General features: G+C 46.8%; 17 protein-coding genes and 2 pseudogenes. 1 reads left to right on the forward strand and 18 read right to left on the reverse strand.

Annotated elements, in window-relative coordinates; genetic code table 11:
- Window positions 1-138: 138 nt before the first annotated feature.
- From FDY98_RS13680 to FDY98_RS13710, 7 genes are all read right to left on the reverse strand, one after another.
- Entirely contained in the window at window positions 139-753 is a 615-nt protein-coding gene (locus tag FDY98_RS13680; protein ID WP_027957498.1) for a DNA-3-methyladenine glycosylase I, read from the reverse strand.
- An 11-nt stretch (window positions 754-764) separates the two neighbouring features.
- On the reverse strand, window positions 765-1,055 hold the full coding sequence (locus tag FDY98_RS13685) for a YciI family protein (RefSeq protein ID WP_027957499.1): 291 nt from the start codon (window positions 1,053-1,055) through the stop codon (window positions 765-767).
- Window positions 1,055-1,648, reverse strand: coding sequence for a TetR/AcrR family transcriptional regulator (locus FDY98_RS13690; RefSeq protein ID WP_027957500.1), 594 nt, complete (start codon window positions 1,646-1,648; stop codon window positions 1,055-1,057). Before FDY98_RS13690 ends, FDY98_RS13685 begins: the two co-directional genes overlap by 1 nt.
- A 697-nt stretch (window positions 1,649-2,345) precedes the next feature.
- Window positions 2,346-2,549: a GNAT family N-acetyltransferase gene (locus FDY98_RS29525; protein WP_196518032.1), complete on the reverse strand. Its 204-nt coding sequence runs from the start codon at window positions 2,547-2,549 to the stop codon at window positions 2,346-2,348.
- Between the two features lie 16 nt (window positions 2,550-2,565).
- A complete protein-coding gene (locus tag FDY98_RS13700; protein WP_155705915.1) occupies window positions 2,566-2,874 on the reverse strand; it encodes a hypothetical protein in 309 nt (102 codons plus the stop codon).
- Between the two features lie 47 nt (window positions 2,875-2,921).
- Complete coding sequence (locus tag FDY98_RS13705; RefSeq protein ID WP_027957502.1) at window positions 2,922-3,530, reverse strand: transglutaminase-like domain-containing protein; 609 nt, start codon at window positions 3,528-3,530, stop codon at window positions 2,922-2,924.
- A gap of 62 nt (window positions 3,531-3,592) precedes the next feature.
- On the reverse strand, window positions 3,593-4,024 hold the full coding sequence (locus FDY98_RS13710; protein WP_027957503.1) for an acetyltransferase: 432 nt from the start codon (window positions 4,022-4,024) through the stop codon (window positions 3,593-3,595).
- Between the two features lie 455 nt (window positions 4,025-4,479).
- Between FDY98_RS13710 and rlmF the strand changes: the two genes are divergently transcribed.
- Window positions 4,480-5,424, forward strand: a complete 945-nt coding sequence (rlmF, locus tag FDY98_RS13715) for a 23S rRNA (adenine(1618)-N(6))-methyltransferase RlmF (protein WP_027957504.1) — start codon at window positions 4,480-4,482, stop codon at window positions 5,422-5,424.
- Between the two features lie 373 nt (window positions 5,425-5,797).
- On the opposite strand, the gene FDY98_RS13720 is transcribed toward rlmF, so the two are convergent.
- From FDY98_RS13720 to FDY98_RS13760, 11 genes and pseudogenes are all read right to left on the reverse strand, one after another.
- Window positions 5,798-7,002, reverse strand: a protein-coding gene (locus tag FDY98_RS13720) for an IS3 family transposase (protein WP_155705990.1) whose coding sequence is annotated in 2 segments (ribosomal slippage) — window positions 5,798-6,654 and window positions 6,654-7,002 — 1,206 coding nt in all. Because the reading frame shifts where the segments join, the coding sequence is not laid out codon by codon here.
- A gap of 60 nt (window positions 7,003-7,062) precedes the next feature.
- Window positions 7,063-7,662 (reverse strand): pentapeptide repeat-containing protein, encoded by a 600-nt coding sequence (locus FDY98_RS13725; RefSeq protein WP_027957507.1) that lies wholly within the window; start codon window positions 7,660-7,662, stop codon window positions 7,063-7,065.
- Window positions 7,663-7,874: 212 nt separating this feature from the next.
- Window positions 7,875-8,024 carry a hypothetical protein gene (locus FDY98_RS13730; RefSeq protein WP_196518034.1) on the reverse strand — a complete coding sequence of 50 codons (150 nt, stop codon included), beginning with the start codon at window positions 8,022-8,024 and terminating at the stop codon, window positions 7,875-7,877.
- Window positions 8,025-8,040: 16 nt separating this feature from the next.
- Window positions 8,041-8,223, reverse strand: a pseudogene (locus FDY98_RS13735) (transposase); the annotation flags it as partial.
- A gap of 138 nt (window positions 8,224-8,361) precedes the next feature.
- Window positions 8,362-8,829, reverse strand: a complete 468-nt coding sequence (locus FDY98_RS13740) for a hypothetical protein (RefSeq protein WP_155705917.1) — start codon at window positions 8,827-8,829, stop codon at window positions 8,362-8,364.
- A gap of 31 nt (window positions 8,830-8,860) precedes the next feature.
- Window positions 8,861-9,589 (reverse strand): GNAT family N-acetyltransferase, encoded by a 729-nt coding sequence (locus tag FDY98_RS13745; RefSeq protein ID WP_157831341.1) that lies wholly within the window; start codon window positions 9,587-9,589, stop codon window positions 8,861-8,863.
- Window positions 9,590-9,741: 152 nt separating this feature from the next.
- A complete protein-coding gene (locus tag FDY98_RS13750; RefSeq protein WP_027957511.1) occupies window positions 9,742-10,506 on the reverse strand; it encodes a CPBP family intramembrane glutamic endopeptidase in 765 nt (254 codons plus the stop codon).
- Between the two features lie 359 nt (window positions 10,507-10,865).
- Window positions 10,866-11,482: pseudogene (locus tag FDY98_RS28105) on the reverse strand (transposase).
- Window positions 11,483-11,489: 7 nt separating this feature from the next.
- Complete coding sequence (locus FDY98_RS28110) at window positions 11,490-11,741, reverse strand: hypothetical protein (RefSeq protein WP_231500620.1); 252 nt, start codon at window positions 11,739-11,741, stop codon at window positions 11,490-11,492.
- The gene (locus tag FDY98_RS28115; RefSeq protein ID WP_231500613.1) at window positions 11,719-12,426 is read right to left on the reverse strand and encodes a transposase; all 708 of its coding nucleotides are present in this window, start codon (window positions 12,424-12,426) and stop codon (window positions 11,719-11,721) included. The genes FDY98_RS28110 and FDY98_RS28115 overlap by 23 nt, the downstream gene beginning before the upstream one ends.
- Before the next feature lie 144 nt (window positions 12,427-12,570).
- Window positions 12,571-12,903, reverse strand: a complete 333-nt coding sequence (locus tag FDY98_RS13760; RefSeq protein ID WP_027957512.1) for a hypothetical protein — start codon at window positions 12,901-12,903, stop codon at window positions 12,571-12,573.
- Window positions 12,904-13,151: the final 248 nt, after the last annotated feature.

The following is a 13,151-nucleotide window of genomic DNA, read 5'->3' on the forward strand; positions in this document are numbered from 1 at the left end:
CAATCTCGTCAGCATGGCAGTTGACGAAGCTTCTCAGCATGATGAAGTGGGGCACGGTATCTCAGCACCACCTCATCTCGCGACTGGAGGCGAAACTGCAACGGAAAGGCTGTCGCTGTGCTTGGCTTTTTTAAGCCATTATACTCGCCCAGGACGCCTAAAGCGCTTGCGTGCTTGTTCCACTTTTGCTCTGAAGACGCATCCATCAGAGTGGTCATTTACAAGCCCCATTGCCTGCATAAAAGCATAGATGGTCGTGGGGCCAACGAACTTCCAGCCTTGCTTTTTCAAAGCCTTCGATAGCGCAACGGATTCCTCCGAAGTTGATGCTGTCTGTGGCTCAGGCAAACTATTTTCGTCTGGCTCGAATTGCCAGAAGTAAGCAGCCAGTGAACCTTCCTGCTCCACGAGCTCTCTGGCCCTTCTTGCATTGTTGATCACAGCTTCGATCTTTCCTCGATGCCTGACAATCCTTTCATCCTTCAATAGCCGCTCGATATCAGAATTATTGTATTTTGCCACTATATTGAAATCGAAATTGGAAAAAGCAGCACGGAAATTCTCTCGTTTAGCTAGAATTGTTCGCCAACTCAGACCGGATTGAAAGCTTTCGAGGCACAGCTTTTCAAACAACCTGATATCGTCATCAACTGGATAGCCCCACTCATTATCGTGGTATTCAAAGAACTCAGGAGCAGCCGAACACCAGCTGCAACGCAATTCTCCGTCAGGGCCTTGAACAGTAGAGTTCATCGCCCCCCCCCTCACTTGGCCAGAAGAAAGCCCAGACGCTCATCTGCTTTTTTTGGTTCAATTTCAAGTATTTCTGCCGTAACGACATTCTCGGCCACAAATGGGTCTTGATTAACTCGGCTCTCAAGAGCTTCCCTTGACTCACCATGAGCAAGAACAGAACCTCCAAGACCGGGTTGAAGACTGCCAACCACTAAGAAAACCTTATCCTCAAACCCCCGCCTGATCCATTGATTATGACCTTCCATAAAATCACTGGCTTGATCCTTGTTTTCTGAGAACCGCAAAAGAACGACAAACATTAAAGCACCTCCGATTGATTGTTGGTTGCAGTTGTAATGGAGGCCAACCAGTCATCCAGGCGGCTTACCTCCATGTGAATGAATTTCTCATCCTGGAATGCACTAGAAAGTGTCGCTATTCCTTGACTGAAAGCGAGTAGGTGCATTGCCAACTCATCGGCGTCATCAGAACGGCCAAGTTGTTCGAATTGTCGGCGCAACCAAGTTCTAAATAACGTAAACAACTCGTTTGCGTGGCTTCTTGCGGGGTGATCCAGCTTGGCAAGTTCCGTGCAGAGCGTCCCTACCGGACAGCCATAACGCTTAATTTTGGCGCGATTCATTACCAGAATATTGATGAAACAGCGGATACGATCCGTTGGCGTGTCGCCTTCTAGCTCCCAATTATCGAGCATTGAGTTCGTGCGAATAAGACGATGATTGATTACGGCATCCAGGATTTCGTCCTTGGTCTTGAAGTGGTAGTAGAAATTTCCTCGTGAAATGCCTAGAGCTTCCGCAATTTGCGCGAAAGATGTGTGCTCAAACCCCTGCTCATAGAACAGGTGATCTGCCTGATCGACAATTCGATCTTTTGTTAGCTTATTGACCACCGAAGCGCCTCCCGGCAACTATTCAGAGCTATAGGACAGTCGACCTATTTTTTAAACCTAGGACAACTGACCTAATGAGTCAAGAGGTAACTACGGGAAGTTTGATGGAACGGAGTGAGTGTTCTGACGCCCTAAAGCAGCCAACACGCGTGGCATTGTAGTGAAGGCGAAGCCGCAACGGAAAAGACGTCGCCGTGCCTGGCCTTGTTAGCGAAAGATGGCCTAACGCTATACCGAGACATCATTTTCGGTCTGAAGCTCGCTGCCGAAGTCTCCGGTATTGACCACGCCTCGGAGCTCAATAAGGAGAACATGGCATTCACCTTCAGCGAAGGGCCCTACGCTCCACACCTTTGGGAACAACATTCATCTCTCTTTCGGGTAGATGAGCGGCACCATCCCAGAGTGTGCTTCTCTGTGTTCCTTTAACAATCAGGAAAACCTCGTCAGTATCTTTAATGATCATGCCAAAAAAAATCGCCCTGAAGTTTTGCCAGTATGAGCTGATAGTCGCTCATCTCCGCGACGACGCGTGGCGACCAGTGTTCCGAAAACTTACTGAACTTTTCGGCCAAATTAACTACGTCTGATTGCATTGATGTATATCTCTACCTTTTTGAGCAAAGCGAAAATGGCACTCGTTTGGAGGCACCCTTTCATGCTTTGTGATATAAAACCTCCACTTCCGTATACTTATTCAGTAAATAACATCCTTTCTCATGATTAAGTCATTTTGCACTTCATCACCCATTCTAAAGTCATGAACTCCAATTTCGGAAAAACCATTTTTCATGTAAAAGCCTATCGCGGCCGAATTTTTCTCCCAGACACCTAACCATACAAAGCCTTTCCTTAATTGTTCTGCCCTTTTGAGCCCATACCTTATCAGAAGCTTACCCAACCCTATCGATTTATATTTATACTTTATATATCCTTTCTATCTCTAGACCATTTTCACTCTTTAAATCAGACTGGGCACTATTGATGTTTAGCTTAAGGTAACCAGAGACTTCATTATCTACATATATGAAAAAGAACTCGCTATCTTTATTCATAATTTCTTCACGTATTTTATTTCGTTCAAATGTCTCCTCCAAATATTTTTTCATCACATCATCTGAACAAGACCCCTGAAACGTATCAAGATATGTCACCTTTCCAATTTCAACTAGCTCATCAAGATTTTTAAGGTCACATTTTTCTATTTTTACTTTTTCATCGAACAAAACACTCCTCCTTGAACCCGAATCATTTTTTGCATATAACACCACAATCACGCACTTGTTGCGTGCATTGCTTTGTTAGCCAACGCCAGCTGAATATCCGGCAGATTATCTGCCACCTCTTTATACGTCTTTTTTGTTTGAAGCACTTCAAGAACAGGCCATATGGGCTTTGCCCATATCTCCGGAAGGTCGGCTTCCCCATCTGAGACCAACGGAAATGCCAAATGCTCAGTCGGGGGACAAAACTCAGCAGCAACACCGGTCTTGTTCCCCCTGGGATCAACTCGATACCAGCCATGCCTTTCAAGGTATACGGCATTTAGGCCATGCAGACAAAACGGCGGTTTATCATTGCTAATAGTCAACCGCTGATAGCATAAGCCCGCAGGAATGCCGTTCGCACGCAGCAATGCCGCAAGTAAGTGGCTCTTCGCATAGCAGTAGCCCGTACCGTATCTCAGAACATCGGAAGCCTTACACGTCACAGGATCACACTCGTAATCCCAGCTATGCTTAATCTGATCTCGAACGAATACAAAACACTTCTCTGCGATTAGTTCAAGGCTCTCCGTTCCGTCAGCCAGCGAGTGCGCCTTGGCCAACACCTCTGGTGTTCTCCAATCTATGTATTCCGTTGACTCTAGATATTGCTGCATGTTTCGACTTCCTACTAAGGTTACTTCGATATTGATTCGCCGTGCCTAGCCTTGATAAATCTTTATAGCACCATATGCAGCAGCGGATAGGCTTTACCCTGCCCATCAACCGGAGAGCGCCCCGTCACTTTAAAGCCAATATGCTGGTAAAAACCTAGCGCTTGCTCATTCTGTTCATTAACATCAACCTTTGAGGCTCCCTGCTCTTTGAGAGCATGGGCAGCTAACAGTGAACCAATACCTTTTCCGCGCGCATCAGGAGAGATGAACAACATTTCAATATTACCGTCATGTACACCGCAGAAACCCAGTATTTCACCATTGCCATTTTTGGCACACCTTAAATCAACAGCGTCAAAGTACTGTTCCAGAATTAAAGGCTTTAGCTCCTGTAGATCATCTTCAGCCAAAAAATCGTGGGTTGCTCTAACCGATGCTTCCCAAATTTCTATTAGCTTAAGGTGATCTGCTTTTTCTACGATCTCAATATACATCACTAAACCCGATTGAAAATTTAATGCCGCGCATACCGGTGCGAGCTTTTGGCCGCAAAGTGGGCAGAAAGCCACGCTGATTCTTACAGACTCGATCGTCTGTCCCTCGTACTCTAGATAATGGATCGACTCAGAGTCTTCCTCTCCTCTGTCACCACCCCATTCAGGTTTAGGTAAACATCGGAATCACCTTCTTCAAACCATACCTCAGCGAGTGAGCAAGAAGAGCAATCATGAATCAAAATCCGAACCTCTTTGAGCTCTCATAACGTTAAAACAAAGCAGCGCATCTCACGCGTCCGCCTTCCGTGATTTTGTTAGGCAAAACACGGATAGCTGGAGCTCTCACACCACCCTCGAACTGCCGAGTATGCTCAACACAGCTATTAAGATTATAATCACGGACTAAGACAAGCCCATTCGACTATTGAGCGCCAAGCCTCAGGCCTAATACTGTGAACACCGTCCATCGAAGTAAAAATAGCCGAGCCAAGCCTGTTCGCAAAGGCCTGCACCCGAAGAATCTACACAACCAAGGCTATGACTTCCCAGCTCTCGTAAAAAGCCACCCAGCACTAGCCCCCCATGTGAAAGCGAACGCTTATGGCGACCTTTCCATCGATTTCGCAGACCCATTGGCCGTAAAAACGCTCAACGCCGCGTTATTAAGCCGATACTACAACATTGTCGACTGGGATATTCCAGAGGGCGCGCTTTGCCCTCCCATTCCAGGCAGAGCCGACTATATCCATTACATGGCGGATTTATTGGAGCTTGGGGTTGGACATGAACAGTCCAGCATCAAGCTGCTTGATATAGGGACTGGAGCAAATGGCATCTACCCACTACTGGCCTGCCAAATTTACGGCTGGCAGTGTGTTGGTAGTGACATTAACCCTCAATCGCTTGAGAACGTGGCCACGATTATCACCAACAACCCCACACTCAAAGATCGCTTCACGCTGCGCACGCAGCACGATAAAAACCACATATTTGAAGGAATCATTCAAGCTGGGGAGTTCTTTGACGTCAGCGTATGCAACCCACCCTTCCACGCCTCGCTTGATGAAGCACTTAAAGGTAGCCAGCTTAAACTCAATAACCTTGCTCGTAGCCGCGGTGAACAAAAAGCAAAAGCTAAATCTCCCACCCTAAATTTTGGTGGGCTGGAGGCAGAGCTTTGGTGTAAGGGAGGCGAACAGCTGTTTCTTAAAAAGCTAATAAGAGAAAGCCAAGTGTATTCAACTCAATGCCGCTGGTTTAGCAGCCTGGTTTCGAAAGCCGACAATGTTAAGCCTGCAAAGAAGTTGATTCGTAAGCTCGGTGCCGTTGATAGTCGGGAAATAGAGATGAAACAGGGAAATAAGGTTACGCGGATATTGGCCTGGACATTCGTCTGAGCTGTTCCCAAAGTGGCGCATGATTATGGTGACATTATCCAGCTATAAGCGAATGGAAAACCGTCAGGTCTAGCTTGTGTCCGGCTCAACGGTGCCTGACTAAAGCTGATCTTGGTAGTTGATCACCACTATGGCGTTTTGATCGTGATTATAGAGCTTGAAGCGGAGCATGTGACCACTTCTTGTCTATTTTTTCGATCCGGCCAACACTTAGGCGTCAGAGGCGGTTTTCTACAAACTCAACGCCCGCTTGAGGGGCAGACAAAGCAAAACACTGAACTCGAACATAACAGCCGTAACCACAAACGCTTATTTGAACTGAGGATACCACGCATTGGCTGCTGGACTTCCCCAATAAAATGGACACGCCCCATCAGTTGATTCCTTCGAACTCTAGCGGAGTCCGGTAACCAAGGCCACTGTGCAGCCGTTGGGTATTATAAAAACCCTCAATATAGGCTTTTATATGTTTCCGTAATTGGCGCATCGTCACGAAGCTGGTGGCGTGCAGCAATTCTCCCTTGAGGGTCTTGAAGAACGATTCAACCTCGGCATTGTCGGTACACTGACCAGGTCGGTTCATGCTGTGTTTTACTTGGTACTGCTTCAGCAGCGCTTGTGTCTTATGAGCTCGGTATTCGATGCCGCGATCCGTATGGAACAACAGGCCAGAATCCGGCTTACGGCTTGTGAAGGCCTCCCGCAACGTTGCTCTGGTAAAGTTTGCGCTCAGACTCGCCCCCAAGCGCCAACTGATGATGCGGCGTGAGTACAGGTCCAACACTACCGCCAGGAACACGCACTTCTTGCCAAGCTTGATATACGTGACGTCACTGCTCCACTGCTGGTTTTCCGCAGTCGGCCTCGCTGCCTCAAGTCGATAATTTGGCAGGGCTTTCAGATCATTCCTGAGCTTCCTCAATCGGCGGTGCACACGAGCAGAGCGGGCCTTCATGCCCCACTCCCGCATAATTTTCGCGACCCGATTCTCTCCGACCACCAGGCCTTCTCGGCGCAGCGTCTGGTAAACGCGAGGACTACCATAACGGCCTTTACTGTTGTCGTAGATCTTCCTGATCTTCAACAACAAGTCTGCCTTGTCAGTGGCTCTCTTTCTGGGCTCCCGGTTGGCCCAGGCATAGTATCCAGACCGCGACACCTTCAGATGTCTGCACAGCGCTTTTACACTGTAGTCTCGTCGGTGTTTCCAGATGAACCGGAACGCTTCCGTCGTTCCTCGGCCTGAAAACGTTGAAACTTTTTTAGAATGTCGTTTTCCTCCTGAAGCTCCGATATCCGGCGTTTCAGGCGGGCAACCTCATCCTGTTCCTGGATCTTCTTCTTGGCGTCTGCTGGCGCTTTCTTTACCCGTTTCATGGCGAACTTTCCCTCTCGGTATTCCTTACGCCAGCGTGACAGCATGAAAGGGTGAATATCCAGCGCTTCGGCGACGCTTTTCACACTCCGGTGGGCCTGGTGACTCCACTCCACCGCTTTGACCTTGAACTCAGTGCTGTACTGCTGAGTTTTCTTCCCGTGATCATCTCCGGCATCGTATTTCTCCTCCTGCGAAGTTATCGATGCGTGTCCACTGAACTGGGGGAAGTCCATGCCCCTCTTGAAGGGTTTGTTAGGATATTAGTCAACCAACTCAACACCTAAGCTTTCTAACAAGTTCAATGCCTCATATCTTGAAAACTTAGCCTTTTTGACATTATTTTCTAGTACATCAATTGCGTATGCCGTTGATTCGCTAAAATCGACACCTTGCAAATTTGTTCTCATGAACAAACTATTCCTAAAGTCACTATAAGTCATTGTCGAACCTAAAAAATCACCTCCACGAAAATCAACATCATGCAACTTACATTCTTCAAAAACCAATTCATTTAAGGTCAAACCAAAGAAAGAAGAGTCATTCAAAATACAACGTTTAAAAACTAACTCAAAGTCTGAGTGATAAACTGCCCAAATCGCTTTCGTCCAATCAACCCCAACTAGCTTACTATCTTGAAACTTAAGCCCAAATAGCTTTGAATTTGAAAAATCGACCAAGCTTAAATTACAGTTTTCAAATATGCAGTTGGTAAACTTACATTTCTGAAATTTAGATGCTGAGAAATCACAATCGGAGAATTGGCAATCTTCAAACTCGATACCGTTGTAGTGTTCATCAGGTGAAGAAAGCCTCGCAAAAGAAACGTCGAAATAGTGCGCATTATTCTTTAAATCTGTCATCGTATCCTCTGGATAGCCTAACGAGGCTGTAGAAAAACCCGATTTTGAGCCATCTCCACCGCCTGTGATCCTAATTTATTTACCCAGCCAGTCATCTGGCTGGATAATATTAATATCGGCATTCAGCCACTAAAGTGCATCGGTATTTCTTTGGGCGCGGCTGGGCAAATTTATTCCCGATAAATTGTCGTTAGCTAAGCCAGTATCGGCGGTCACGACGAGCCTTTCCGGTAGATGTTCTCAGCGATGCCCAACTGCTTAAAACGCGCTTCAACCTTCTCCAGAACTGGCTTCAGGGTGTGATGTTCCTGGCCTTCATCAAAGGCCTTAGCATCAATGATGATCTGATGTTTCTTATCCACCGTAGCCACACCATTCCGGATCGTATGCCAGCCGACCTGTCGCGTCGTTGCGATACTTAGGATGGAAAACCGACAAGTCGAGTTTATGCTCGATCAGGTAATGCACTGCGTGCTCAAAGGTGCCGGGTTGGAGCTGATCTTGGTAGTTGATCACCACCATGGCATTTTGATCGTAGTTATAAGCCTTGAAGCGCGGCATGCTGACCACTCCTCGTCTATTTTCTCGATCCTACCAAAACTTAGCCGTCAGCGGGGGGTTCTACAGGCTCAACGCCCGGCTCACGCGCCGGTTTGGAGCCGCGAAGCGGCGGAGAATCGGTCGCTGTGCATCCGATTGTCATGTTCTGGACAGCTTAGAGGCTCTAATCGCATCCGAAAGCCCTCTCTCAAAGGCTGGCCAATCCTCAAGCCCTTTTCTCCCATGAAACATATAAACACTTCCACTGAGGTCTTCGTAATCCAATATGGTTGCACTCACTGGAAACAGAAAGCCAACTTCATTGAAGAACAAAAGACTAGATACGATGAAGGCAATTGCCGCAACCAGCACCGCCAAAGGGGAAGAAGACAGAATGAACACCACGACCGCCACTACAAACCAGAATATAGACTTCTTTATATTAGACACGGTGGAGTGAGGCCGTCCACGCCAGTGATCTAACTCAGCAGACATCTCATTCAACGGATATCTATCGTGAACTAACGTTCGCAAGCCCTTCTTCCAAAACAAGTAAAAATACTCATCATCAAATGAATATCTATACCTAGCTCTGAACTTGGCTACTTCAATGACTCGAGTGGTCAACCAAGCCTCCTCCCGGAACATAACGCCGCATTCACCGGCTTGTCCGGTGCAATGCTTGGTTATGCACCTTGTCTATATAGAAAGCACCTGAACCATAGGTCACCCCTATTGCCCTTGCTTTAGAGTACCTGGCTTTATCAAAATAGACAGCCTCACCATCTAAGCTGATTTTAATCATCGCATCGCCGTGATAATTTTCGCTACCGACGTAAGCGGCCACACGATGTCGAAGATGTATGACACCCTGATTGTCTAGCACAGCAGGCAGAGAATAGGACTTTATCGGTGGTGTCTGGGGGGTCCATTTTGCATGTTCTGGGTAAAACATTATCTCTACGTTTATCGGCGAGCTATCGACAGGAATATCAAAGGATTTTTCAAAAACATATGACGCCTCTTTTTCATTGTGGAATTCGAATCCCATTTTTTCCCAAAAAGGAATAGACGATTCGGGTTTGCATTCAATGGAAACAGCAATTCTGCCATTGCTGATGGCACGTTTCATTGCATATTCTACTAGCTGTTTGCCGACCCCCTTCTTTCTTAAGTCTTCACGAACCTCCAGTATGCCAAAATCTTCCCATATGTAGGCAATTGGCTCACCCTCGAGTATGGCCACGAAAAGCTGGCGGTCTTCATGGACTTGATGCGTTAAATTCCAGTTGCATAAAAATGAGCCATGCACTTCCCGATGATCGTGCTCTAAAAGCCATGAATATATTCTTTCAACATCATGATCAGTAGCCAATCTAAATGACAAACTTGACTCTCTCATTCTAAGGCCTCGAGGCATAGGACATACCCTGCATAACGCAGAGTGTAGCTGCATTTTGGTTGGTGTGGAGTTTTGTGTAAAATGGCAAAGCCATACACAAACGGAGCGCCGACCAAAATGTCAGCTGGCACGTATTGTTAGGCAAAACCTGCACCAACAATCATTGTTATATGAGCAATCATATGTGCACCGATGGCACACTCTAAACCATACTTCCAATACAAGTAACCCGCTATAAAACCAAAAGCGGAATTACCTAAAATAATATAAGCAACAAGCGGAGTAGTAATCTCTGACGAGAGCGCAAAAGCTACAGGCAAATGAGCAAGGCCAAAAATTAAAGCTGATATGATAATTGAAAAAATGTAGTTATGCGCACGAATATTCGAACCATTTTTTTGAGTCAAGCGATATGCCCCCCAAACGAAAAATGACATTAAGCCCCAACGAATGAGCAACTCTTCTGTGATACCACCGTATAACATTTTGGTATACCAAGGTGGTGCCAGCTTCTCACCAGCACTGAGAAACTCTTTTGGAAGATAACTAGACAATGCACCTAGAAATACAAGTATAAATATTCCACCGATGATCCCGCCGATCAGTGCGGGTATTATTTGTTGCTTTAATTCCTTTAAAGCACTTTCCGAGCGAGCTAAAGCAAAAATAACTGGCGCTGTTAAACCTACCTTTTTGGAAAAAACGGAACCAATCCAAACCATAAGCAGCAGCAAAACTGATGACTGTGCCACTGATATTATTTGAATCATCTCTACTGATAAAGGTAATGCCTCTGATTGGAACGATAATAATTGAGGTATTAAAGGAACAATAGAAATTATGCCCAAAAATCCGATAAAGAATAACAAAATGCTAGGTTTCAAATTCATTTTGATATTCATATACTCCGAAATTCCTTGGTTTTCCTAACGAGGCTGTAGAATAACTCTGACAGCCAAATTTAACTAAAAATCAAGCTCCTGAAATCTATCCTAAGAACTTTTAAGGCACTAGGTAATGCATTTGGACCCCATAAAACAAGCTGTTTTTATTAAAAAAGAGTAATTCAACAGCCTCAACGAGGCTGTAGAAAAAACCGATTTCGAGCCGTCTCCACCGCCTGTTGTCCTTATTCATTTACCCAGCCAGTCATCTGGCTGAGTAATCTTAATATCGGCATTTAGCCACTTGAGCGCCCAGCTAAAGCTTGTTGAAGACGGCCTTTTGCTCTTAAAAAGCAACTTACCCCACTCTAAGCCCTTCATGACGCGGCCATGTGGCCATAATTCGCTAACTTCTCAATATTGTGCACCGGGCAGTAAAGCTGCCACTGGCCCTGTACTTTCTTCTTGCCCCGCAGACTAAAGCGGCTCAGCCTTTTCGTCGTGCAGAATTCCCGAATACCGGTTCTACAACTGACATGCGATGGCTGTAAATTTCTTTGCCCTGGGGGCTATCGACTCGGTGCTTCATCCAGTCAGTATAATTGGGTAAACGTTTGTTCTCGATGATAAAAGACACCTGTCGCCCAGCACCGTTGCGATGGTCAGCCGAGCTTGGGTTCTGCATGCATCGGTATTTCTTTGGGCAGTGCCGACATTGCAGCAAACGCCCTTCAAAGTGTACCCGGATCTTGCCATTGTCTGTTTCTCGTTGCCCACGATAGGACAGCTTTTCACCGGTGGGGCAGATACACGTTAGGCTTACAGGATCAAACTGGAACGCGCTGGCGGGCGTCGTCTCTCGCCAGCCTTTATCCGGTAGGTTCTGGTGGCGCTTGCCGTATTTGTCTTTCTGGTCGGCGAACTTCGGATCTCGGCTGCGGAACTGGTTATCGGGGATGTAGCCGTTGATCTGCTGTTCGTACAGATACTTCATGTTAGCTTCATTGGCAAAGCCAGTGTCGGCGGTCACGACGGTGCCTTTCTGGTAGGGCGATGCCCAGCTTCTTAAAACGCGTTTCTACCTGCTCCAGAACTGGCTTCAGGGTATGATGCTCCTGGCCTTCGCCGAAGGCCTGAGCGTCAATGACGATCTGGTGCTTTTTATCCACCGTGGCTACGCCGTTATAGCCCTGGATCGTGCCCTTGCTGGTGGTCATTTTGGCACTTTCGTTATCGGTCAGATTGCTCTTCACTTCCTTGATTCGCTTCCCCCGGCCCATCCTTGGGCTGTGTTAGGAAACGATCTACTTTATTCATGGCGGCATCTAGCGAGAGAATCGTCTTGGCTCGGCGAATGTCCCGATCCAGGTCAGCTTCCGTTTCGGCTTCATCACGCGCGTAGTGCTCCAATAAATGATGCCGAATCAGTCCTCTTAGTTTCTCCCGCTTCTCGCCCAATTCTTTGAACGTACCCGAACACTCCTTAGAGGCATCGGAGGACATCTTGCAGCCATCAATCGCAAAGAGTTCGTTACCCAGCAAGCCTTGTTCGTGGCATACCAGCAGCACTTGTTCGAACAGCGCTTCAATCTCATCGGCATGCCGACTGACAAAGCTGGCCAGTGTGGTGAAGTGAGGAACGGTATCGCAGGAAAGAGCTTTAAAAATAATATTGGTCTCGCAGCACCACTGCATTTCACGACTGGAGGTGATGCCTTTTGAGTAAGCAGACAGGATAATCTTAAGCAGGATAGCCGGATCATAGGCCAGCCGACCGGTCGCATCGTTGCGGTACTTGGGATGGAAAACGGATAAGTCGAGCTTGTGCTCAATCAGGTAGTGCACAGCGTGTTCAAAGGTGCCTGGCTGGGGCTGATCTCTGTAGTTGATCACCACCATGGCGTTCTGATCGTAGTTATAAGCCTTGAAGCGCGGCATGCTGACCACTCTTCAGCTGTTTTTCCCGATCCTACCAAACTTAGGCTTCAAAGGGTTTTTCTACAGCCTCACGCCAGCCATCACCGGTGCCAGAACCGCAGCGAAGTGGAAGTTTTGGCATCCGGTGCATGGCATTGTTAAAAATTATTTGAGCCCAAAAATCTGGAGACAAATAGCAAGTAGTAACCCACCAACGACTATAACAAAAAGCTTCCCCCACCACTTGTCATGCCAAGGCTTATGGGGCTGAAGGCTGATTACAAACTCCTCTTTTGGATCGCTCGGCTTCTTAACGTAGCCATTTTTTGTTCGCACACCCTCACGAAGCTTTTCTTGCTCTATTTCGTGCTCATATCGCCTAACTGTAGCCCGAGCCTTGGGATATTCACCTGATAAAGCCGCGAATAAACCGCTGGCTAAAGCGGTGCCAATTAATATGGCATGGTTTAATACTAATCCCTCACTACCACTGGGCATTTCTATTGCGTACCTCCAGGCTAAATTCACAATAGGGTAGTTAGTATACTGATACACAAGGGATGGCAAACTTGCGAGACCAGATAAAAGTGGAATCGAAGAATTGTGGGGCAGTTGATTGTGCATTGTGAGCAGAAAGCAGGCCACGATGTACCAAGCAGTAGCTAGGAAACCTGCAATTCCCACGCAGGTTATTACAAGATTCCGTCGTAAGTATGTGTCTGGATTCATAAGCTTAGATTCTCTTC

It is taken from the genome of Halomonas sp. PA16-9, assembly GCF_009728585.1.
GTDB lineage: Bacteria > Pseudomonadota > Gammaproteobacteria > Pseudomonadales > Halomonadaceae > Vreelandella > Vreelandella titanicae.